Source organism: Streptacidiphilus sp. PB12-B1b (assembly GCF_014084125.1).
Classification (GTDB): Bacteria; Actinomycetota; Actinomycetes; order Streptomycetales; family Streptomycetaceae; genus Streptacidiphilus.
This window is the reverse complement of record NZ_CP048405.1, coordinates 2,684,572-2,706,050: the sequence shown is the minus strand read 5'-3', so window position 1 is coordinate 2,706,050 and position 21,479 is coordinate 2,684,572. Positions and strand designations below refer to the sequence as shown.

19 protein-coding genes and 7 tRNA genes are annotated in these 21,479 nt (G+C 73.8%); 12 read left to right on the top strand and 14 right to left on the bottom strand.

Going from position 1 to position 21,479, the window contains the following annotated elements:
- The first annotated feature begins 113 nt into the window (after positions 1-113).
- Positions 114-2,321 (top strand): elongation factor G-like protein EF-G2, encoded by a 2,208-nt coding sequence (locus tag GXW83_RS12280; protein ID WP_182443107.1) that lies wholly within the window; start codon positions 114-116, stop codon positions 2,319-2,321.
- Here GXW83_RS12280 and GXW83_RS12275 read toward each other — a convergent pair.
- On the bottom strand, positions 2,314-2,772 hold the full coding sequence (locus GXW83_RS12275; RefSeq protein ID WP_182443106.1) for a thiol-disulfide oxidoreductase DCC family protein: 459 nt from the start codon (positions 2,770-2,772) through the stop codon (positions 2,314-2,316). The two genes, GXW83_RS12280 and GXW83_RS12275, sit on opposite strands and share 8 nt — an antisense overlap.
- Before the next feature lie 207 nt (positions 2,773-2,979).
- On the opposite strand from GXW83_RS12275, the gene GXW83_RS12270 reads away from it, so the two are divergent.
- Entirely contained in the window at positions 2,980-4,572 is a 1,593-nt protein-coding gene (locus tag GXW83_RS12270; RefSeq protein WP_225446927.1) for a hypothetical protein, read from the top strand.
- 54 nt (positions 4,573-4,626) lie between these two features.
- On the opposite strand, the gene GXW83_RS12265 is transcribed toward GXW83_RS12270, so the two are convergent.
- The 4 genes from GXW83_RS12265 to GXW83_RS12250 form a co-directional block, all read right to left on the bottom strand.
- Positions 4,627-5,187, bottom strand: a complete 561-nt coding sequence (locus tag GXW83_RS12265) for an HIT domain-containing protein (RefSeq protein ID WP_182443104.1) — start codon at positions 5,185-5,187, stop codon at positions 4,627-4,629.
- Positions 5,188-5,246: 59 nt separating this feature from the next.
- Positions 5,247-7,220 (bottom strand): threonine--tRNA ligase, encoded by a 1,974-nt coding sequence (gene thrS / locus GXW83_RS12260; RefSeq protein ID WP_182443103.1) that lies wholly within the window; start codon positions 7,218-7,220, stop codon positions 5,247-5,249.
- Positions 7,221-7,342: 122 nt separating this feature from the next.
- Positions 7,343-8,575 (bottom strand): hypothetical protein, encoded by a 1,233-nt coding sequence (locus tag GXW83_RS12255; RefSeq protein ID WP_225446926.1) that lies wholly within the window; start codon positions 8,573-8,575, stop codon positions 7,343-7,345.
- A 37-nt stretch (positions 8,576-8,612) separates the two neighbouring features.
- Positions 8,613-9,194: a DUF4365 domain-containing protein gene (locus GXW83_RS12250; RefSeq protein WP_182443102.1), complete on the bottom strand. Its 582-nt coding sequence runs from the start codon at positions 9,192-9,194 to the stop codon at positions 8,613-8,615.
- Positions 9,195-9,375: 181 nt separating this feature from the next.
- Between GXW83_RS12250 and GXW83_RS12245 the strand changes: the two genes are divergently transcribed.
- The gene (locus tag GXW83_RS12245; protein ID WP_182443101.1) at positions 9,376-10,101 is read left to right on the top strand and encodes an exonuclease domain-containing protein; all 726 of its coding nucleotides are present in this window, start codon (positions 9,376-9,378) and stop codon (positions 10,099-10,101) included.
- A 76-nt stretch (positions 10,102-10,177) separates the two neighbouring features.
- Here the strand turns inward: GXW83_RS12245 and GXW83_RS12240 are convergent.
- Positions 10,178-10,249: transfer RNA gene (locus GXW83_RS12240), tRNA-Val, on the bottom strand.
- A 136-nt stretch (positions 10,250-10,385) separates the two neighbouring features.
- Positions 10,386-10,457, bottom strand: a tRNA-Val gene (locus tag GXW83_RS12235).
- Positions 10,458-10,828: 371 nt separating this feature from the next.
- On the opposite strand from GXW83_RS12235, the gene GXW83_RS12230 reads away from it, so the two are divergent.
- Together GXW83_RS12230 and GXW83_RS12225 are read left to right on the top strand one after the other, a co-directional pair.
- Positions 10,829-11,242 carry an SsgA family sporulation/cell division regulator gene (locus GXW83_RS12230; RefSeq protein ID WP_034091203.1) on the top strand — a complete coding sequence of 138 codons (414 nt, stop codon included), beginning with the start codon at positions 10,829-10,831 and terminating at the stop codon, positions 11,240-11,242.
- Positions 11,243-11,432: 190 nt separating this feature from the next.
- On the top strand, positions 11,433-12,035 hold the full coding sequence (locus tag GXW83_RS12225; RefSeq protein ID WP_182443100.1) for a CGNR zinc finger domain-containing protein: 603 nt from the start codon (positions 11,433-11,435) through the stop codon (positions 12,033-12,035).
- On the opposite strand, the gene GXW83_RS12220 is transcribed toward GXW83_RS12225, so the two are convergent.
- On the bottom strand, positions 12,016-12,489 hold the full coding sequence (locus tag GXW83_RS12220; protein WP_225446924.1) for a hypothetical protein: 474 nt from the start codon (positions 12,487-12,489) through the stop codon (positions 12,016-12,018). The genes GXW83_RS12225 and GXW83_RS12220 overlap by 20 nt on opposite strands.
- A gap of 89 nt (positions 12,490-12,578) precedes the next feature.
- On the opposite strand from GXW83_RS12220, the gene GXW83_RS12215 reads away from it, so the two are divergent.
- Complete coding sequence (locus GXW83_RS12215; RefSeq protein WP_182443099.1) at positions 12,579-13,070, top strand: DsbA family protein; 492 nt, start codon at positions 12,579-12,581, stop codon at positions 13,068-13,070.
- An 18-nt stretch (positions 13,071-13,088) separates the two neighbouring features.
- Here GXW83_RS12215 and GXW83_RS12210 read toward each other — a convergent pair whose 3' ends face one another.
- The 3 genes from GXW83_RS12210 to GXW83_RS12200 are packed head-to-tail and all read right to left on the bottom strand — an operon-like array spanning position 13,089 to position 15,864.
- Positions 13,089-13,943: a GNAT family N-acetyltransferase gene (locus GXW83_RS12210; RefSeq protein ID WP_182443098.1), complete on the bottom strand. Its 855-nt coding sequence runs from the start codon at positions 13,941-13,943 to the stop codon at positions 13,089-13,091.
- A gap of 5 nt (positions 13,944-13,948) precedes the next feature.
- Positions 13,949-14,770, bottom strand: coding sequence for an aminotransferase class IV (locus GXW83_RS12205; protein WP_182443097.1), 822 nt, complete (start codon positions 14,768-14,770; stop codon positions 13,949-13,951).
- Between the two features lie 50 nt (positions 14,771-14,820).
- The gene (locus GXW83_RS12200) at positions 14,821-15,864 is read right to left on the bottom strand and encodes a chorismate-binding protein (protein WP_182447248.1); all 1,044 of its coding nucleotides are present in this window, start codon (positions 15,862-15,864) and stop codon (positions 14,821-14,823) included.
- 228 nt (positions 15,865-16,092) lie between these two features.
- On the opposite strand from GXW83_RS12200, the gene GXW83_RS12195 reads away from it, so the two are divergent.
- The 5 genes from GXW83_RS12195 to GXW83_RS12175 all read left to right on the top strand — a co-directional run bounded on the left by GXW83_RS12195 (position 16,093) and on the right by GXW83_RS12175 (position 16,640).
- Positions 16,093-16,164: transfer RNA gene (locus GXW83_RS12195), tRNA-Gly, on the top strand.
- A 31-nt stretch (positions 16,165-16,195) separates the two neighbouring features.
- Positions 16,196-16,266, top strand: a tRNA-Cys gene (locus tag GXW83_RS12190).
- A gap of 53 nt (positions 16,267-16,319) precedes the next feature.
- Positions 16,320-16,391: transfer RNA gene (locus tag GXW83_RS12185), tRNA-Val, on the top strand.
- Between the two features lie 51 nt (positions 16,392-16,442).
- A tRNA-Val gene (locus GXW83_RS12180) sits at positions 16,443-16,514 on the top strand.
- A 51-nt stretch (positions 16,515-16,565) separates the two neighbouring features.
- Positions 16,566-16,640 (top strand) — tRNA-Val (locus GXW83_RS12175).
- Between the two features lie 89 nt (positions 16,641-16,729).
- On the opposite strand, the gene GXW83_RS12170 is transcribed toward GXW83_RS12175, so the two are convergent.
- Positions 16,730-16,906 (bottom strand): hypothetical protein, encoded by a 177-nt coding sequence (locus GXW83_RS12170; protein WP_182447745.1) that lies wholly within the window; start codon positions 16,904-16,906, stop codon positions 16,730-16,732.
- A gap of 419 nt (positions 16,907-17,325) precedes the next feature.
- Between GXW83_RS12170 and GXW83_RS12165 the strand changes: the two genes are divergently transcribed.
- Positions 17,326-19,353, top strand: a complete 2,028-nt coding sequence (locus GXW83_RS12165) for a serine/threonine-protein kinase (protein WP_182443096.1) — start codon at positions 17,326-17,328, stop codon at positions 19,351-19,353.
- 25 nt (positions 19,354-19,378) lie between these two features.
- Here GXW83_RS12165 and GXW83_RS12160 read toward each other — a convergent pair whose 3' ends face one another.
- Both GXW83_RS12160 and cobA read right to left on the bottom strand, forming a co-directional pair.
- The gene (locus tag GXW83_RS12160) at positions 19,379-20,206 is read right to left on the bottom strand and encodes an RNA methyltransferase (RefSeq protein ID WP_182443095.1); all 828 of its coding nucleotides are present in this window, start codon (positions 20,204-20,206) and stop codon (positions 19,379-19,381) included.
- A 23-nt stretch (positions 20,207-20,229) separates the two neighbouring features.
- Positions 20,230-21,441 (bottom strand): uroporphyrinogen-III C-methyltransferase, encoded by a 1,212-nt coding sequence (gene cobA / locus GXW83_RS12155; protein ID WP_182443094.1) that lies wholly within the window; start codon positions 21,439-21,441, stop codon positions 20,230-20,232.
- Between the last annotated feature and the right edge of the window lie 38 nt (positions 21,442-21,479).

Here is a 21,479-nt window from a genome sequence, read left to right as displayed (position 1 = left end):
GCGGCGCGGCGCCAAGCTCACCATCACCGCGGGTGGTGCTGTGCCCACTCTGCGCGGTCCCCCGTGGCGTCAGTCGTGCGCGCTCGCGCCCACCCTCGCGGGAGGAGAAGACCATGAGCGACAGGTCCGCAGGACGTGGTGGTACCGCCGGCAGGGATACGGCGGCCGACCAGCCGGTACGACCCCCGCAGATACGCAACGTGGTGCTGGTCGGCCACAGCGGAGCAGGCAAGACCACCCTCGCCGAGTCCCTGGCGCTGGCCACCGGCGCGGTGAACCGGCCCGGACGGGTCCAGGACGGCACCACCGTCAGCGACTACGACGAGATCGAGCACCGCCAGCAGCGCTCCGTCCAGCTGGCGCTGCTGCCGCTGAACCACGCCGGACTGAAGATCAACCTGCTGGACACCCCCGGCTACGCCGACTTCGTCGGCGAACTGCGCGCCGGACTGCGCGCCGCCGACGCCGCCCTGTTCGTCGTCTCCGCCACCGACGGCATCGACGGCTCCACCCGGATGCTCTGGGACGAGTGCGCCGCCCTGGCCATCCCCCGCGCCATCGTCATCACCAAGCTCGACGCCCCGCAGGCCGGCTTCGCCGCCGGCGTCGACCTGTGCCGCGAGGCGTTCGGCCGGGAGAACCCCGAGTCGATCATGCCGCTGTACCTGCCGCAGGGCCTGCCCGGCCCCGGCTCGCTGCTCCCCCTGCTCGACGGCCGCTCCCCCGGCGCCCGGCAGCACCCCGGCACCGGCGACGACACCGGCACCGGCGACGACACCGGCGGCCGGGCTCCGGACGACGCCGAACTGCCGCTGGAGGCCGAGACCGCCCGCAACCGGCTGATCGAGGCCGTCATCGCCGAGAGCGAGGACGAGGAGCTGATGGACCGCTACCTCTCCGGCGACGCCATCGACCCCAAGACCCTCACCTCCGACCTGGAGCGCGCCGTCGCCCGGGCCGCCTTCCACCCGGTGCTCGCCGCCCTCCCGCCGCACGACAGCGCCCACCCCGGCTTCGGCTCCGCCGAACTGCTCGACCTGATCGCCCACGCCTTCCCCTCCCCCGCCGACCGCCCCCAGCCGGTCGTCACCGGCCCCGACGGCAGCCCCAGGCCCGCCCTGGCCTGCGACCCGCAGGGACCGCTCGCCGCCGAGATCGTCAAGACCAGCGGCGACCCGTACGTCGGCCGGCTCAGCCTGGTCCGGGTGTTCTCCGGCACGCTGCGCCCGGACGCCCCCATCCACGTCTCCGGGCACGGCCACAGCGACCGCGGCCACGAGGACCACGACGTGGACGAGCGGGTCGGCGCCCTCACCAGCCCGCTCGGCAAGACCCTGCGGCACATCCCGCAGGCCGTCGCCGGGGACATCGCCTGCGTCGCCAAGCTGGCCCGCGCCGAGACCGGCGACACCCTCTCCTCCCCCGCCGAGCCGCTGCTCGTCGCCGCCTGGGAGCTCCCCGACCCGCTGCTGCCGGTCGCCGTCGCCGCCCACAGCAAGACCGACGAGGACAAGCTCTCGCAGGGCCTGGCCCGGCTCGTCGCCGAGGACCCCACGCTGCGACTGGAGCAGAACCCGGACACCGGCCAGCTGGTGCTGTGGTGCCTCGGCGAGGCCCACGCCGACGTGCTGCTGGAGCGGCTGCGCAGCCGCTACGGCGTCAGCGTGGACCCGGTGCCGTACGTGGTGCCGCTGCGGGAGACCTTCGGCGCCACCGCCCGCGGCCGCGGGCGGCACGTCAAGCAGTCCGGCGGGCACGGCCAGTTCGCCATCTGCGAGATCGAGGTGGAGCCGCTGCCCACCGGCAGCGGCTTCGAGTTCGCGGACCGGATCGTCGGCGGCTCGGTGCCCCGGAACTTCATCCCCTCGGTCGAGAAGGGCGTCCGGGCGCAGCTGGCCCGGGGCGTCGGCTCGGGCTTCCCGGTGGTGGACGTCCGGGTCAGCCTGCTCGACGGCAAGGCGCACTCGGTGGACTCCTCGGACGCGGCCTTCCAGACCGCCGGGGCGCTGGCCCTGCGCGAGGCGGCGGCGGGCGGCGTGATCCGGCTGCTGGAGCCGGTGGCGCAGGTCTCGGTGCTGGTCCCGGACGAGTTCGTGGGCGGCGTCCTCAGCGACCTGTCCGGGCGGCGCGGCCGGGTGCTGGGCACCGAGCCGGTGGCCGAGAGCGGCCGGACCCTGATCCGGGCCGAGGTGCCGGAGTGGGAGATGGTCCGCTACGCGGTGGACCTGCGCTCGCTCTCACACGGCGCGGGCACCTTCACCCGGGCCTACGCCCGGCACGAGGTGATGCCGGAGGCGGTCGCCGCCCGGATCGTCAGCTGACGCCCCCGGCGTCCGGCTGCGCCGCCGGGGCCGGTCGGCGAGCGGCGAGCGGCAGCGCGCAGGCGGGCGTCCCGCCGGGCATCCGCTGCCGGTTGTCCGCCACCAGTCGGTACACCCCGGCCGCCGCCCAGCTCACCGGCGGCACGGTCAGCAGCGCGCCCAGCACGCTCCACAGCGGGCGGCGGGTGCGCAGCAGCAGCCGCGCCGCCGCCTGCGCGCCGCCGTGCACCCGGGCGTCCGGCGTGATCCACAGCACCTCGTGCTCGCACCGGGCCGCGGTCACCCGGCCGCCGGTGAAGGCCGCCAGCGCCTCCAGGTCGGCGAACTGGAATGGCACGGCCCGCCAGCGGGCAGCATCGAAGTGCCGCTCGGCGAAGCGGACCGACGAACTGCAGAAGGCGCAGTCGCCGTCATACACGAGTACCGGGTTCGGGGCGTGGGTCTCGGCCATATTCCGATCCTCGCACGCCCGGTACGAAGGAACGATCGCCAATGCCCTGACGCGGGCTGATCGGCGGCGATACGCTGACTGCCGCAGCTTCATGACATCGTTTCAGCGGATGATCATCGCGGCGGGCGGTCCGGGAGAGCGCAGCCATCGGGAGGACCTTCGGTGTCGATAGCCTTTGACTTCAGTCCGGGCGCGCAGATTCCGCGCATGGACGGGATCACGCACACCGCCGTGACCGCCGCGCTCTCCACCGCCGCCTACCGCGACGGCTCCAGCGAGCCGCTGGCCCAGCTGAACCCGGGCGTCGCCCAGAAGCCGGGCCGCTTCGCCATGCTCGCCCCCAACTTCGGCGAGGCGTTCTGCCAGGCGGTGCTCGCCCGCACCCTGGGCGCCACCCGCAAGCCGCTGGTCCGTTCGTTCGGCATAGACCCGCGCATCGTCGTCGAGCACTGCCTGGAGGCCGAGGAGCTGCGGCACCAGCGGGACAAGCGGCTGACCGGCGTCTCGCTGGTCTTCGGGCTGCTCTTCCTGCCCGGTACCCTGCTCTGGCTGGGCGCGTTCGAGTTCCGCCGCCGCAGCCACCCCGAACGGCAGTCCCTGTTCGGCGCGCTGGCGATGGCGGTGGCGCTGGGCATCGCCGTGCTGCTCGCCGTGCACCCGTACGCCCACGGCTTCTGGAACGTCTACCTGCGGATCGTGATGATCGCGCCGGTGGTCGGCTGGTTCCTGGCGCAGCGGATCTGCCTGCGCACCGCCCGGCAGCTGCGGGAGCGCTGGGGCGCGCTGCTGGACGGCGGCGCGGTCGGCCCGATGGTCCCGGGCGCGGTGCCGATCGGGCCCGAGGACACCAAGGCCGAGGCGCTGCGCAAGCAGCTCACCGCGCTGGTCGCCGAGCAGGAGAGCAACATCCTGCACTACGCGGGCCCGAACGGGATCCTGGGCCTGGGCAAGCGCTGGGGCTCCTGGCAGATGGCCGAGCAGCTGGACCCGCGCGCGGGCATCGACGAGATCCGTCCGTTCCACCCCTGGGACGTGGTCCGCAAGATCGAGGACCACCTGGGCCGGATGACCCGCAGCTCGGTGGCGACCGGCGGCATCCCCTCCATCCTGGTCGACAACTGGACGGTGCAGGCCGTCGGCGCGGGCGCCGACGAGATCAGCCGCCCCACCGGCCCGGAGATGGACGGCTCGCGGATGCGCGCCTCCGCCATCGCCGACGTCGCCAACCGCCAGCAGTTCGGCCGGGGCCCGCGCCACTACCTGGGCGCGCAGTTCGTGCTCTGGGACGGCAACCTGGTGGTCACGCTGCTGATCTCGGTCACGGTACTGCACCACACCCTGCGGGTGGAGGTCGCCGGGCACGCCCTGGGGCCCGTGCCGGGGGCGTTCACCGGCAAGCCCAAGGCGCCGACCGTGACCGTCACCAAGACCGGCAAGTTCTGGGAGGAGACCACCAAGAACCTGCCGATCGTCACCAACCAGGAGGTGGTCCGGCTCGCCGTGCGCGCCCCGTTCACCTGGAACCAGTCGATGCTGAACTGGGTCGGCGGCAGCTTCAAGCTGCCCGAGCCCTTCGGTCTGCGCTCGGCCTGGGCCGACCGCCCGTGGACCAACCGCTTCATGGCGGACGACGCGCTGCGGGTGGCCACCCCGGTGCTGCGGGCGGTGCACGCGGCGACGCTGGAGGTCCTGATCGACCACGACGTGGACGTCGACCGCTTCAAGAACCGCTCGATGCTGCTGGGCGCCGAGGTCCAGGGCGCGCGCCCGTCCAAGGTGGACGAGATCGACCCGGAGTGACGCGGGCGGCGCCACCCCGGGCCGTGCGCCCGGCAGGATCGGAGGGCGAGGGCGCTAGGCCGACGGCCAGACGTCGGCGAGCATCTTGCGGGTGTCGGCCAGCAGCTGCGGCAGCACCCGGGTCGCGCCGATCACCGGCATGAAGTTGGTGTCGCCGCCCCAGCGGGGCACCACGTGCTGGTGCAGGTGCGCGGCGATGCCCGCGCCCGCGGCCACGCCCTGGTTCATCCCGATGTTGAAGCCGTGCGCGCCGGAGGCCGTGCGCAGCGCCGTCATCGCCTGCTTGGTCAGCGCGGCGACGTCGGCGGTCTCCTCCGGGGTCAGCTCCGTGTAGTCGGCCACGTGCCGGTACGGGACGGCCATCAGGTGGCCGGAGTTGTACGGGTAGAGGTTCAGCACCGCGTAGGCGTGCCCGGCCCGGTGCAGGATCAGGCCGTCCTCGTCGGACATCGCCGGGATGGCACAGAACGGACAGCCGTCGGTGGCCGCCGGGCCGGTGGGCTTGTTCTCACCCTTGATGTAGGCCATCCGATGGGGAGTCCACAGGCGTCCGAATGCGTCCGGCACGCCCACTCCGTTCTGCTGCTCCGGCTCCGTCGTCATGTGGATCAGCATAGGCGCAGGGGCGGCCCGGTAGGGACCGCCCCTGGCATGCCCGCCGCGGCGGGAACGGGTCAGACCTGGACGCGCCGCTCGACCGCGTCGGCGATCTCGGCGAGGGCCTGGTCACGGGGGATGCCGTTCTTCTGCTCGCCGTTGCGGTAGCGGAAGGAGACCGTCCCGGCGGCCATGTCGTCGTCGCCGACGATGACCATGAACGGGGTCTTCAGCTTCTGGTGGTTGCGGATCTTCTTCTGCATCCGGTCGTTGGAGGAGTCCACCTCCACCCGCAGGCCCTTGGCCCTGGCCTCGGCCGCGAACTCCCGCAGGTAGTCGACGTGGGCGTCGCCGATCGGGATGCCGACCGCCTGGACCGGGGCGAGCCACGGCGGCATGGCGCCGGCGTAGTGCTCCAGCAGCACCGCGAAGAAGCGCTCGATCGAGCCGAACAGCGCGCGGTGGATCATCACCGGGCGCTGGCGCGAGCCGTCCGCCGCGGTGTACTCCAGGTCGAAGCGCTCGGGCAGGTTGAAGTCCAGCTGGATGGTGGACATCTGCCAGGTGCGGCCGATGGCGTCCCGGGCCTGGACGGAGATCTTCGGGCCGTAGAAGGCCGCGCCGCCCGGGTCGGGGGTGAGCGGCAGGCCCTGCTTCTCGGCGGCCTGGCGCAGCACCTCGGTGGCCTCCTCCCAGGCGTCGTCGGTGCCGACGAACTTCTCCGGGTCCTTGGTGGAGAGCTCCAGGTAGAAGTCGGTGAGGCCGTAGTCGCGCAGCAGGTCCAGCACGAAGGTCAGCAGCGAGTCCAGCTCGTCGGCCATCTGCTCGCGGGTGCAGTAGATGTGCGCGTCGTCCTGGGTGAAGCCGCGGGCGCGGGTGAGGCCGTGCACCACGCCGGACTTCTCGTAGCGGTAGACCGTGCCGAACTCGAACAGCCGCAGCGGCAGCTCGCGGTAGGAGCGGCCGCGCGCGTCGAAGATCAGGTTGTGCATAGGGCAGTTCATGGGCTTGAGGTAGTAGTCCACGCCCTCGTCGAGCTGCATGGGCGGGTACATGCCGTCGGCGTACCAGTCCAGGTGGCCCGAGGTCTCGAAGAGGGTGCCCTTGGTGGCGTGCGGGGTGTAGACGAACTCGTAGTCCGCCTGCTCGTGCCGGGTGCGCGAGTAGTCCTCCATGGCCCGGCGCATGACGCCGCCGCGCGGGTGGAAGACGGCCAGGCCGGAGCCGATCTGCTCGGGGATGGAGAACAGGTCGAGCTCGGCGCCGAGCTTGCGGTGGTCGCGCTTGGCGGCCTCCTCCAGGAAGTCCAGGTGCGCCTTGAGGTCGTCCTTGGTGGCCCAGGCGGTGCCGTAGATGCGCTGCAGCATCGGGTTCTTCTCGCTGCCGCGCCAGTAGGCGGCCGCGCTGCGCATCAGCTTGAACGCCGGGATGCGGGTACTGGGCAGGTGCGGGCCGCGGCACAGGTCGCGCCAGCACAGCTCGCCGCTCTTGGGGTCCAGGTTGTCGTAGATGGTCAGCTCGCCGGCGCCGACCTCGACGTCCGCGCCGTCCTCGGTGGAGGCGCTGCCCTTGAGGCCGATCAGCTCCAGCTTGTAGGGCTCGGCGGCCAGCTCCTCGCGGGCCGCCTCGTCGGTGACCACCCGGCGGGAGAACCGCTGGCCGCGCTTGACGATCTCGGTCATCTTCTTCTCGATGGCCTTGATGTCCTCGGGGGTGAACGGCTTCTCGACGTCGAAGTCGTAGTAGAAGCCGTCCTTGATCGGCGGGCCGATGCCCAGCTTGGCCTCGGGGAAGATCTCCTGCACGGCCTGGGCCATGACGTGCGCGGTGGAGTGGCGCAGGATCGACAGGCCGTCGGCGCTGTCGACGGCGACCGGCTCGACCTCGTCGCCGTCGGCGAGGACGTGGGCGAGGTCCCGCAGTTCGCCGCCGACGCGGGCGGCGATGACGGCGCGCTCGCCGGGGAAGAGGTCGCCTGCCGTGGTGCCCGTCGTCACCACGCGCTCTTCCCGATCGGGTTCGCGGCTGATGATCACACGGACGTCCGACACCGGACTCTCCTGACTCTCGGCTTGCATGCATGGGCAGCGGGTGTGCTGCGATCACGATGGTACCGAGAGCGCGGGCCCGTCCGCGCACGGATATCCCGCGCCCCGGACCAGCCGCGCCCCGGTCAGCCCTCGGCCGTGTCGGCCACCCGCAGCGCCTTCAGCATCCGCTCGCGTTCGGCGTCGTCCAGCTCGACCGGGGCCAGCCCGGCGGGCTCGCTGAGCCGGCGGAAGCCGCCCTTGCGCTCCAGCCGCCCGCGCAGCCGTACCGGCACCCCGGCCAGGTGCGCCTCCACGGCGGTGCGGTAGTCCGCCTCGTCCAGCCGTACCCGCACCTCGTCCACCTCGGCCCCGGCCAGCAGCCGCAGCCGCACCACGCCGCTGCCGCCGGGCTGCTGCCGCTTGAGCCGCACCACCGCGCCGGTGACCTCGACGTCCACGGCGGGCTCGATGCGCTCCAGCCGCTCCTCCGCCGCCTCCAGGGCGGGCAGGTCCCCGGGCGAGAACTCCAGCAGCAGCCGACGGTTGCCGAAGCCCTGCGGCACGCCGACCGCGGGCGACCAGGCGAGGGTGATCCTGGCTCCCTCGCTGCCGCGCACCAGCTGCACCACGGAGGCGATCAGCTCCCGGCTGACGCCCAGCATGACGCCGTCGTCGAAGGCGTCGACGCGGCCGGTGGCGCGCTGGAAGTCGACCGCGTCCCGGGTCGCCTCCAGCGCCCGGACCAGGGTCTTGGCCGAGGCCCGGTCCTCGGGCGCGGGGGTGTAGGCGGTGAGCCGCCCGGCGCCGGTGCCGGGGGCGACCACCAGCACCCGGTCCAGGAACTCGGCGGCGAAGGTGTCCAGCCGGGCCCCGAAGTAGGCGGCGCGGGTGCGTCCGGCCTTGGCGGCGGCGGAGAGCATGGCGGTGGCGGCGGCGCGCAACTCCTCCTCGGCGGCCCAGGGCACGGCCCCGCCGACGCCGGGGGTCTCCCGCCGCCAGTGGATCTCGTCGCCGGGGACCAGCAGCGCCGCCAGGATGGCGCGGGCGGAGGGCACCCCGGAGCGGGCCAGCGCGCCGACGGCCTCGTCCAGCAGGTCGGCGCTGTCCTCGAAGGAGCGGTCGGCCGGGACCAGCACGCTGGTGTCCGGCTCCCGGTCGTCCGGCGGCGACCAGCGGCTGTAGCGGCCCTCGGCGCCGCCCCGGCGGCACCAGCCGTGCCGGACCAGCAGCGTCAGCAGGACGTCCGGGTCGACGCGTGCCGGATCGGGCAGCGCGGGGTCGTCGGACGTCTCGGCCCCGGCCCGGCGGACGCGGGTGGTCCGCGCCGTCCGTGCCGGTACGGGGGCCGTGGCCTCCGGTCGGGTGTCGCGCCGCATCTCCGTCACACCTTCCCTCCCGTGGAGGCCGGTTCCCTCATGGTCGTCCACCTGCCCCCACACGCGCCATGATGGCGCACAGGGCCCGGTCATCGAAGACCTGCTCGGTCGGGATCCGGACATTCGTCCGGCGCTTGCCGGTGACCGGGTGCCCTGCCAGGTTGACCCAGTAGCAGCAGTGGCGCAGTTCCAGGCGGTCCGGCCGGGCGAGCAGCCACTGGTCCACCTCGCGCGGGGCCAGCATCACCACCAGGATCTTGTGCACGGCGACCCGGGCGTGGGCGAGTTTGCGCAGGTGGTCGTTGTCGAGGGTGAAGCTGAACGCGGTCCCGCCGGGATGGGGCGGGATTTGGTAGGTGCACTTCAACTGGACCTTGATGGTGGCCTCGTCGTCCTCGCTGTGCTCGGGACTGCCGTGGCTGACGTGCCAGTCGATCCCGTTGTCCGGGAAGGGCGAGGCGAGGGCGCAGCCCGCGGCTGCGGCGACCGCGTGCAGGTATCCCACTTGGAGCGTCTCCATGCAGGAGGTGACTGCGAGTTGACCCCGCATCGATTGCCCCGGCCCGGCTCCGCCCCACTGCGGAGGTGGCGCGTCCGGTCCGGGTTGTGTCAGCGCCATGGCCGCCGTCCCCGTCCAGCGACGACCGTCCGTCCAGACCGGACGGGCCGTCACCTGGTGTCATCTCCGCTCCGGGGACCGGCGAAACTGCCTGGCGGTCACGAGGGTTGAACGCGGCTGGTGACCGGGTATCAGCAGGGTGTGACCACCACGGGGGTGGCCGCTCGCGGGGGAGGCCGCCATGACGCACTGGTACGAGGGGCCGCTCGCCTCCTTCGACACCGAGACCACCGGCGTGGACGTGGAGCAGGACCGCATCGTCACCGCGGCGCTGGTGACGCAGGTTTCGGCGGGCGCGCCGGTGCTGCGCCGGGAGTGGGTGGCCGATCCGGGCGTGCCGATCCCGGCCGGGGCCACGGCCGTCAACGGGCTGACCGACGACTGGGCGCGGCGCCACGGGCGTCCGGCGCGGCTGGTGCTGGAGGAGGTCGCGCGGGCGCTGGCGGAGGCGGCGCGGCTGGGCCTACCGCTGGTGGTGATGAACGCCCCCTACGATCTGACGCTGCTGGACCGGGAGTTGAGGCGGCACCAGGGGGCTCCGCTGGGGCAGTACGTGAGCGGCGCGCCGCTGCTGGTGCTGGATCCGCGGGTGCTGGACAAGCACCTGGACCGCTACCGCAAGGGCCGGCGGCGGCTGTCCGACCTGTGCGAGCACTACGGGGTGGCGCTGCAGGACGCGCACGACGCGGCGGCGGACGCCACAGCGGCGATGGAGCTGGTCCGGGCGATAGGCCGACGGCATGCGGAGCGGCTGGCCGAACTGACCCCGGCCGAGCTGCACCTGCGGCAGGCGGTGTGGCACGCGGCGCAGGCGCGGGGGCTGCAGAAGTGGTTCAGCAGCAGCGGTTCGGCGGAGGTGGTGGACACCTGCTGGCCGCTGCGCCGACAGCTGGACCAGGCGGCCTGACGGGCCGCCGGTTCCGCAGAGGCATCGGAGACGGGCGAAGGCCCCTCGCGTGCGAGGGGCCTTCGGTGTTCCGCGGTGCGCAATGCTGGGTTCGAACCAGCGACCTCTCCGGTGTGAACGGAGCGCTCTCCCACTGAGCTAATCGCGCGGGGCAACGGAGAGAACATTAGCATTGCCGCAGCAGAGATCGACAATCGGCTTCCGATCGGGGGCGCGGCAGATAGGTGCCGCAGATAAAAGCACAAATCCCCGCAGATATGGATCTGCGGGGATTTGTCCCGATGTGCGCAATGCTGGGTTCGAACCAGCGACCTCTCCGGTGTGAACGGAGCGCTCTCCCACTGAGCTAATCGCGCGGGCGCCGCCTGGGCACAGAGAAAACCCTACCGCATCCGGTGCCGTGCTCCTGACCTCGCTGCTCAGGCCCGCCCGGCCGCACCGGCGGAGGTGGCGGAAACCGTCTCGGCGGAACCCCGCCTCGGCCCGGCCCGGGCCCTCGGCGGACCGGCCCGGAGCGCCTGCCGGGACCGGAACCGTTGCGGCAGAGGGCAGCTGGGGGCTGCGGAGGGTCAGGGCGCGCATGCAGCCGGTGGGACTGATGCGCCGGAAGGGGTACCAGGTGCGTACTAATCGGGACAGAGGGGTTTACAGCGGTCTCCCAGGTGGGATGGTCCGTTCGCCGACGTGCGATCCCCGAGCGCACACTGAGCGAAAGGCCCTGGCGCTTATGAACACCACGGTCAGCTGCGAGCTGCACCTGCGCCTCATCGTGTCTAGCGAGTCTTCCTTGCCCGTCCCCGCGGGCCTGCGCTACGACACCGCCGACCCCTATGCCGTGCACGCCACCTTCCACACGGGCGCCGACGAAACCGTCGACTGGGTGTTCGCCCGTGACCTCCTCGCGGAGGGGCTGCATCGGCCGACCGGGACCGGTGACGTCCGTGTCTGGCCCTCCCGCAGCCACGGACAAGGCGTCGTCTGCATCGCCCTGAGCTCTCCGGAAGGAGAGGCCCTGCTGGAAGCCCCGGCGCGCGCGCTGGAGTCCTTCCTCAAGCGGACGGACGCCGCGGTGCCCCCCGGCACCGAGCACCGTCACTTCGATCTGGACCGGGAACTCTCGCACATCCTCGCGGAGAGCTGAAACGGTCCTTCCCTCCTACCGTGCGCAGCCGTGCTACTCGGGGGCACGGACCGCACAACCACCGGCGCCGCCGACGTCCGCCCGGGACGACGGCGGCTTCGGCGCGCCGCCGCCCGCCCGGGGGTAGAGTCACCGCTCCAGGGCCCGGCCATGAGAGGCCACGGGCGTGACGCCGCCAGGGAGTCCCGACGTGTTGATCACCCACGACACCGAGTACGCACTCGACACGCTCGTGGTACTGCTGAACACCGCCCCGGAGGCCTGCGGGCACGAGGGGCTGCCGGACGTGGCCGCACTGCGCCGCTTCGTCGTGGAGCGCGACGTCAGCGAGGTCGGCGAGCTCGGCGGTGGCGATCTGGAGGCCGTCCGGCGGGTCCGGGACGAGTTCCACGGGGTGTTCCGGGCGCAGTCGCCGGAGGCGGCGGCCGAGCTGGTCAACGCCCTGGTGGCGCGGGCCGGCACCACCCCCCGGCTGACCAACCACGACGGCCACGGCTGGCACATGCACTACTTCGCCCCCGGCGCGGGCCTCGCCGACCACCTGGCCGCCGACGCCGGGATGGCGCTGGCCTTCATCGTGGTGGCCGGGGAGCGCGAGCGGCTGCGCCGCTGCGAGGCGCCGGACTGCTCCCACGTCTTCGTCGACCTCTCCCGGAACCGCTCGCGGCGCTACTGCGACAGCCGCACCTGCGGCAACCGGCTGCACGTCGCCGCCTACCGGGCACGCCAGCGCACGGCGGCGGACGCGGCCGACGCCGCCGCCCCGGCCGGGGTCACAGCCCGCGGCGCCTGAGGATCTCCTCGACGTCGGAGAACTCGCCGAACTCGTCGTCGGCCTGCTTCCTGGCGGCCTTCGCGCCCTTGGTCGCCGCCGGGGCTCCGGCGGCCAGGGCGCCCGGGGCCGGGCCCGCCCCCGTCGGCACCGCACGCGCGTTCCCGGCCTGCTCCACGGCCCTGGCCCTCCTGCGGCGGCGTCCCACCGCGGTCGCCAGCCCCAGCAGCACGGCCGCGCCCAGCATGACCACGCCCGTCCACACCCGGGGGTCAAACACCAGATCGGCCGCCCAGTCGGCGATGGCGTGGCCGATCCGGGTGAACATGGTCAGCAGCCCGGTCAGGTAGAGCCCGGTCGGCACCAGGGCGACGGCCACCCAGCGCACCGCCCGGCGGTACCGGTGCCGGGTCGCCGACAGGACGGCGATGACCAGCGCCGCCGCCGTCAGCGCCACGCACACGATCGCAGTCATCAGTCCCTGCCTCCTTCGCCGACGCGTCCGCCTGCGCGCACGCGGATGCGGTCACCTCCATGCTGCCCGCAAATGGGAGACTTACCGCCATGAGCGAAGGTTCCCTGCCCCGAGTCGAATACTGGTGCGAGCTGCAGTGCCCCGACTGCGCCACCGCGCTGGACGACGTCCGGGCGCTGCGCGCCGCGTACGGCGACCGGCTGGAGATCGTGCTGCGGCACTTCCCGCTGGAGCGGCACCAGCACGCGTTCGCCGCCGCCCAGGCCGCCGAGGAGGCGTTCGAGCAGGGCAGCGGGTGGCCGTACGTGGAAGCGGTGCTGGCCAGGACCGGGGAGCTGGCCGGGCGCGGCGAGGAGCTGCTGCTGGAGGTCGCCCGCGAGCTGGGCCTGGACGCCGAGGAGATGGACACGGCGCTGATCGACGGGCGGCACATCCTGGCCGTGGACGCCGACCACGCCGAGGGCAAGGCGCTGGGCGTGACCGGCACCCCGACCTACCTGGTCGCGGGCGTCCGGCTGGACGGCGGCAGCAGCCAGCAGGGGCTGCGGGAGCGGATCACGGAGCTGCTCGGCGCGCCGTGACCCGCCCTGCCGGCCGGGCTAGAGCTGCTTGTACAGGACGTGCCGGAAGGTCCGGTAGCCGAGCGAGCGGTACAGGGCGTCGGCCGGGGCGTTGTCGACGAAGACGTTCAGGCCCAGCCGGCGCAGGCCGACGTCCAGGCACTCGCGCTCGGCGAGCAGCATCAGCGCCCGGCCGTACCCCCGGCCCCGCTGGGCCTGGTCGACCCGGACGTCGAACACCCAGCCGAGCTGGAGCCGGTCCGGCGAGCGGCCGACGTCGGTGTTGAGCCAGACGCTGCCGACGGCCTGCCCGGCCGCCTCCAGTCGGCGCAGCAGGGTGTTCGGGCTGGCCATGCCGAAGGGCAGCACCCGCCGGTGGTCGGCGTCCGACCGGGCCCGGGCCTGTTCGGGGCTGAGGCCGTTGCGGATCTGCAGCTCGGCGTAGTCCTGGGACTCGGCGGCCAGCCACCCGGGGAACTCCTCGGCGGTCATCGGCCGGCCGTGGGTGCCGGACGGCAGCTGCGGCAGGCTGTCCGGGAGCACCTTGAGCATGTTCCTGGACCGCGCGGTGTAGCCCAGGGCCCCGGCGAAGCGCAGCACCCGGTCCGGGTCCTCGCCGGGCTGCTCGGCGATCTCGACGTCCACCCGGGCGCAGCCCCAGCCGCGCAGCACCTCCTCGGCGGCGAGGGCCGCGATGGTGCCCCGGCCGCGCCCCCGGTCGGGCGGGTCGATGCCGAGCGCGGTGATGGCGCCCACCCGCGGGCCGGGGCCGCCGTGCACGGTGGCGGTGACCCGGCCGACCGGGCGGCCGTTGACGCACACGGCGAACAGCCGGCCCTTGCCGCCGTCCGGCGTCGGCTGCTCCGGTGTCAGGGGGCGCAGCGTGGTCGTCATCGTGGTCAGGGCTCCAGGTCGGCTGCGGAGCGCTCGGCGAAGACGGCCATCAGCCGGGCGGTGACCGGTCCCGGCGCGCCGGGCAGCTCGCGGTCGTCCACCCGGGAGACCGCCTGGACGTCGCGCAGCGAACCGGTGAGGAACACCTCCTCGGCGTCGTGCAGGACCGACAGCGGCAGGTCGGCCTCCTGCGCGTCGCTCCACTGCAGCACCAGGGCGCGGGTGATCCCGGCCAGGCAGCCGGAGGACAGCGGCGGGGTGAGCACCTGCCCGTCGAGGACGACGAAGATGTTGGAGCCGGTGCCCTCGCACAGCCGTCCGGCGGTGTTGGCCAGGATCGCCTCGCTCGCCCCGTGCTCCTGGGCGCGGGCCAGGGCGATGACGTTCTCCGCGTACGAGGTGGTCTTGATCCCGGCGAGCGCGCCGTGCTCGTTGCGGGTCCACGGGACGGTGACGACGGCGGCGGTCTCCGGGCGGGGCTCGCTCGCGCTGAGGGCGACGACCAGGGTGCTGCCCTCGCCGCTGCGCTCGGAGCCCAGCGGGCCGAGGCCGCCGGTGTAGGTGATCCGCAGCCGTCCGAGCGGGACCGGGTCGGCGGCCAGCACCTCGGCGCAGGCGGCGCGGACCAGCTCGCGGTCGGGCGCGGGCAGGCCCAGGCCGCGGGCGGAGCGCTCCAGCCGGTCGAGGTGGCGGCCGAGTGCGAAGGGGCGGCTGTCGACGGCCTTGACCGTCTCGAAGACGCCGTCGCCGACGGTCAGGCCGTGGTCGAGGGCGGACACCGTCGCCTCGGCCGAGTCCAGCAGTTCACCGTTGACCCAGATCCGCACGGCCGGGCTCCTTTCTCGTCGGTCGGCTGTCCCGTCGGTCGTCCGTCCCGTCAGCCGCCTGGCGTGGACGCTACCGCAAGCAGCCGGGATGCCTTGAGTTCCGTCTCCTCCCACTCCCCCTCGGGGTCGGAGCCCCAGGTGATCCCGGCCCCGGTGCCGAAGCGCACCGCGGGCCCGCCGGGGTCGGTCCGGTCCAGCCAGAAGGTGCGGATGCCGACGGCCAGCGCGGCCTCGCCGCGGTCGGCGTCCACCCAGCCCACCGCGCCGCAGTAGGGGCCGCGGGCGGCGGTCTCCAGGGCGTCGATCACCCGGAGCGCGCTGGACTTGGGCGCGCCGGTGACCGAGCCCGGCGGAAAGGCGGCGTCCAGCAGCGCGGGCCAGCCCGCGTCGGCGCGCAGCCGGCCCTCGACCGTGGACACCAGGTGGACCAGGCCCGGGTGCTTCTCGACGGCGCACAGGTCGGGCACGCTGACGCTGCCGACAGCGCAGGCCCGGCCGAGGTCGTTGCGGACCAGGTCGACGATCATGACGTTCTCGGCGTAGTCCTTCTCCAGCAGCTCCGCCTCCGTCCGGGCGGTGCCCTTGATCGGGCCGGAGGCGACGACGCCGTCCCGACGGCTCAGGAACAGCTCGGGCGAGGCGGTGGCCACCTCCACCCCGTGCCCGGGCAGCCGGACCGTGCCCGCGTAGGGGGCGGGGTTGCCGTGCGCCAGCAGCGTGCTGAGGGCGTCCACGTCGGCGCGGTCCGGGTCGGGCAGCGCGGCGGACAGCACCCGGCAGAGGTTGACCTGGTAGACCTCGCCGGCGGCGATGTGCTCGCGGATGCGGCGGACCCCGGCGGTGTACCCGGCCCGGTCCAGCGAGCTGCGCCAGGCGGACCGGGCCGGGCCGTGCCAGCCGTCGGCGGGGGCGTACGGCCGGTCGGCGCGCAGCTCGGCGAAGCGGGCGCAGGTGAGCCGGCCGTCGAAGCCGGCGACGACGGCCCAGAAGCCCTCGCTGTCCAGGGCGGCCGGGTCGTCGGTGACGTCCAGCAGTCCGGTGGCGACGCGCCCGCCGAAGCGGGCCATGGCAGCGGGCGGCGAAAGGGGGTGCATCACGGTCGGCTCTGATTCTGTGCGGGGGAGGCGGGGTCGCCGCGCTGCCGAAGTCTAGGTTCCCGCCGCTGGGAGCGCCTGCGACGGGTGTCCGCCGGGCTCCGGGGAGGGCTCGCCGCAGGTCGCCGGGGATACGGAATTTGAGCTGGGCGGGGAATCCGCTAAAGTTCAACACGTCGCCAGGACGCGGACCGCAAGGAAGCGAGCGGAACGCCGAACGGAGATCACGCGGATGTGGCTCAGTGGTAGAGCATCACCTTGCCAAGGTGAGGGTCGCGGGTTCGAATCCCGTCATCCGCTCGGTAGAGGGCTGTAGGTTGGCTCTTGACTCGGTGGAGTGGCCGAGAGGCGAGGCAACGGCCTGCAAAGCCGTGTACACGGGTTCAAATCCCGTCTCCACCTCACAGTAGGATCGAGACAAGCAGTACCGGCAGCGTCGTCACTGCTGTCGTCCCGCGCGATTAGCTCAGCGGGAGAGCGCTTCCCTGACACGGAAGAGGTCACTGGTTCAATCCCAGTATCGCGCACGTCCCCCGCTCTGCGGGGCTTTGCAGTACCGCACCACGGCATCACCACCCGCGCGATTAGCTCAGCGGGAGAGCGCTTCCCTGACACGGAAGAGGTCACTGGTTCAATCCCAGTATCGCGCACGTCCCCCGTCCTGCGGGGCTTTGCAGTACCGCACCACGGCATCACCACCCGCGCGATTAGCTCAGCGGGAGAGCGCTTCCCTGACACGGAAGAGGTCACTGGTTCAATCCCAGTATCGCGCACCACAGCAGGCAGGAAAACAGCAGTCAGGCCGCCCCGGTCCTCCGGTGGCGGCCTTCTTTGTTTCCCGTTCTCGTGTTCCCTGCTGCCCCGATCAGCGCCCCATCAGCTGGACGACCGAGGTGGCCTGGGTCTCGAACTGGGACCAGCCGCCGAAGGCGAAGGCCAGCAGTGCGGCGACGGGCAGGGCGATGGCGAGCGCGACCAGCGGGTTGCGGGGGCCGTCGATCCTCCGGCGGCGGCGTACTCGTCCTTCCAGCTGCACGGACACGGCATCCCAACTCTCGTCATCTGCTTCATGGTCAGCGGCGGCGCGGCGCCGGCGGAGGTCGCGGCGGGTGGGGCCTCGGGGGACGAGTTCCCCGCCCACCGCTGCTCCTACGCTACGGCGGCGCGCCCGCCCCTGGCGTCATGCGCGGGGACCGTCCGTACGGCATACCCGGGGAGGAGAGGCCGGGTCCGGGCCCTCCTCCCCCAGGCGGAGGCCGGGCGGCCCGGTCCTCGGGGCAGCTCAGGGTCGACCCCTAGGCGTCCCCTACAGTAGGAGCACGCAACCGGTGTATCTGACAATCCGACAGGGCCCTGGGGTGTTGCGAACCAGCGCCGCGTGCGACGCAGTCCGTAAGCTGTCGCCTGGTAATCAGAGCTAGTCCCGGCACGGGGACCTGACGGCGGGACAGGACATTGGCGATGGTGCGGCTCCGGCGGGAGGACCCGCGCGTCGTCGGCCCCTACCGGCTGCAACGGCGGCTCGGCACGGGCGGCATGGGCGTGGTCTACCTCGGCTCGGACCGGCGCGGGCAGAAGGTCGCGCTGAAGCTGATCCGCGCCGAACTGGCGGAGGACCAGGAGTTCCGGACCCGCTTCGCCCGCGAGGTGGCGGCGGCGGCGCGGATCCGCGGCGGCTGCATCGCCCGGTTGGTGGCCTCCGACATCGACGCCGAGCGGCCCTGGCTGGCCACCTCCTACGTGCCCGGGCCCTCGCTGTACAAGCGCGTCGGCGACGAGGGGCCGCTGCCCTGGTCCGAGGTGGCCGCGATCGGCGCGGCGCTGGCCGACGGCCTGGTCCACGTCCACCAGGCGGGCGTGGTGCACCGGGACCTCAAGCCCTCGAACATCCTGCTCTCGCCCAAGGGCCCGAGGATCATCGACTTCGGCATCGCCTGGTCCACCGGCGCGAGCACGCTGACCCACGTCGGGACGGCCGTCGGCTCCCCCGGCTTCCTGGCCCCCGAGCAGGTCCGGGGCATCGCGGTGACCGGCGCCACGGACGTCTTCGCGCTGGGCACCACGCTGGCGTACGCGGCGACCGGGGACTCCCCCTTCGGCTCGGGCAGCTCCGAGGTGATGCTCTACCGGGTGGTCCACGAGGAGCCCGACCTCGGCGAGGTCCCCGGCGCGCTGACGCCGATCCTGCGGGCCTGCCTGGCCAAGGAGGCGGTGGACCGGCCGACCACCATCCAGCTGCGGGACCGGCTGCGGGAGCTGACGGCGCGGGGCGCGGCCATCGGCCGCAGCCAGCTGCCGCAGCCGCTGGCCCGGCAGAGCCGTCCGGCCCAGGCCGACCAGCCGCAGGCGGCGCGCGGACCGGCCGCCCGGCCGCCCGGCCGGCGGCCGGTCATGCCGCCGACGCTGCGCGAACCGGCGCCGCCGATGCCCACCTCGACCTCGGCCCCCACCGTCGTCGTCCGCAGCCCCGGCCAGGGGCACGGCAGCCCGGCCGGGTCGGGGCAGACGGCCCACGGGCCGTCGGGGCACGAGCGGACGGGGCACGGGCCGTCGGGGCACGAGCGGTCAGGGCACGGGTCGTCCGGGCACGGGTCGTCCGGGCACGGGCAGGCGCACGGGCAGGGCGCGGCGGAGTCGGCGGCCCGGCCGCAGGTGCCGCGCCCGGCCGCCCGGGAGGCGGCGACGCCGGTGGCGGCCCGGCGCACCCCGCCGCCCGGCCGTCAGGGCCGGTCGCCGTCGCGCCGACTGCTGCGGCAGCGGTTCTTCGTCTTCATCACGGTCACGCTGATCGTCGCGGTGGTCATCGCCGTGGCCCAGGGCTGCCAGGGCCGCAGCAGCCGGGGCTCCGGCCCGGCGGCGCCTGCGCCGTCCGTGCGGGTCTCCGGCGCCCCCGGCTCCTCCCCCGGTCCGCAGGGCACGCGCAGCGCCGGGGCCGTCCCGGGCACCGACGAGGTGAGCAGTGGGCCGGACGGCAGCCCCGGCGCGCAGCCGCCCGCCCAGGGCGCGGCCAGCCTGGTGGGCGCGGACACCGCGCAGACCCTGACCGCCGCCGGGTCGGTGCCCGCGGTGGACTGGGCCGACCGGCGCTTCCCCGACCCCAGCGACGGGTCCATGATCCTGCTGCAGGACGGCCGCTCGCTGGACGGCGGCTCGCCGGTCGCGCTGACCGCGGTGCTCCCGGCGCAGTTCCGGGGCGCACCGGCCGCCGTGGTGGTGCTCACCCGGCAGAGCGGGGGCGCTCCGGAGGACCTGGTGGAGCTGTTCGGCCTGGGCGGTGCAGAACCGGTTCTGCTGGCCTCGCACGCCTCCACCGGCACCCCCCAGTCGACCAGCAGCTGGCGCATCGCCGGGGGCGCGGTGCTGCGCGAGGAGCACACCCAGGCGTCGGGCGGCCGCCCGGTCGGCACCACCCGCTACTCACCGCTGGACGACGGGACGATGAGCGAGAGCTGGCCCGGCAGCGGCACCGTCGCGGACCAGTCCGGCTGACCGGCTGACCGGCTGACCGGGGCGGCTACCGCTGCGGCTGCCGCTCCTGCTGCTGGGCCAGGGCGTAGAAGCTGACGGCGGCGGCCGCGGCGATGTTCAGCGAGTCGATGCCCTGCGCCATCGGGATGCGTGCCCAGGCGTCGGCGGCGCGCAACGCCTCCGTGGTCAGGCCGTTGCCCTCGGAGCCCAGCAGCACCGCGCAGCGGTCCAGCAGCTTGGGCTGGACCTCGGGCAGCGGCACGGCGTCGGGGTGCGGGGTGAGCGCGAGCAGCGAGAAGCCGGCGTCGCGGAGCGTCTCCAGGGCGCGCGGCCACGGGTCGAGGGTGGCGTACGGGACCGAGAAGACCGTGCCCATGGACACCTTGACGGCGCGCCGGTAGAGCGGGTCGGCGCAGTCGGGCGAGAGCAGGACCGCATCCATGCCCAGCGCGGCCGCGCTGCGGTAGACGGCGCCCATGTTGGCGTGGTCGACGATGCCTTCGAGCACGGCCACCCGGCGCGCGCCCGCCAGCAGCTCCCCGGCGTCGCGCAGCGGCTTGCGCTGCATGGAGGCCAGCGCGCCCCGGTGCACGTGGTAGCCGGTGACCTGCTCGGCCAGCTCCGGCGCCACGGCGTAGACCGGCGCGGGGACCTCGTCGATGACGTCCCGCATGACGTCGATCCACTTGGCGGAGAGCAGCATCGAACGCATCCGGTAGCCGGCGGCGCGGGCCCGGCGGATGACCTTCTCGCCCTCGGCGATGAACAGGCCCTCCTCCGGTTCGCGGCGGCGGCGCAGCTCGACGTCGGTCAGGGCGACGTAGTCGTTCAGGCGGGGGTCGTTCGGGTCCTCGATGGTGATGAGTTCGGCCACGGGTCGATCCTGCCCGCTCGCGGTCAGCCTGCCAAGCCGACGACGTCGCCGACCACGACCACGGCCGGGGGCCGGATCTGCTCGGCCGCGACGACGTCGGCGACGGTGGCCAGGGTGGCGTCCACCCGGCGCTGGTTGGCGGTGGTGCCCTCCTGGACGACGGCGACCGGCGTCTGCGGGGAGCGCCCGCCCGCGACCAGGGCGGCGGCGATGGCGGCTATCCGCTCCACGGCCATCAGCAGCACCAGCGTCCCCTGCATCCTGGCTGCGGCGTCCCAGTTCACCAGGGAGCGGGGGTCCTCGGGGGCCACGTGGCCGGAGATGACGGTGAATTCGTGCGTGACGCCCCGGTGGGTGACCGGGATGCCGGCGGCGGCGGGCACGCTGATGGAGCTGGAGATGCCGGGCACGACGGTGACCGGGATGCCCACCTCGGTCAGCGCGATCAGCTCCTCCATGCCGCGGCCGAAGACGTAGGGGTCGCCGCCCTTGAGCCGCACCACGAACTTGCCCGCCTTGGCGTGCTCGATCAGCGCGGCGTTGATGGCCTCCTGGGCCATGTAGCGGCCGTACGGGATCTTGGCGGCGTCGATGACCTCGACGTGCGGGCCGAGTTCGTCCAGGAGCTCGCGGGGGGCCAGGCGGTCGGCGATGACCACGTCGGCCTCGGCGAGCAGCCGCCGCCCGCGGACGGTGATCAGATCCGGGTCGCCCGGGCCGCCGCCGACCAGGGCCACGCCCGGGGTCCGGCCGCGGTGGCGGGCGGCGGCCAGGGTGCCGTCGCGCAGCTCGCCGACGATGGCGTCGCGCAGCGCGGCGGAGCGGCGCGGGTCGCCGGAGAGGACGGCGACGGTGGTGCCGTCCTGCCGTCCGCTGGCCGGGGTCCAGGCGGTGGAGCCGGCGGCGTCGTCGGCGCGGGCGCAGAAGGTGCGGTCGGCCTCGGCCTCGGCGGCGACGGCGGCGTTGACCTCCGGGTCGCTGGTGGCGGCCAGCACGTACCAGCTGTCGGCCAGGTCGCCGGGGGCGTATCCGCGGGCGTGCCAGGTCAGCTCCCCGGCGTCGGCCATGGCCTGGACGGCGGGGGTGGTGTGCGGGGAGATCAGGTGCACCTCGGCCCCGGCCGCGAGCAGCGCGGGCAGCCGACGCTGGGCGACCTGTCCGCCGCCGAGGACGACGACTCGGCGGCCGGCCAGCCGCAGACCTACGGGGTAGGGGGCGGCAGCGTCGTGGTGCATGGGGGCTCCTGTCGTCCTGGGTACGGCGGGCGGCGTGT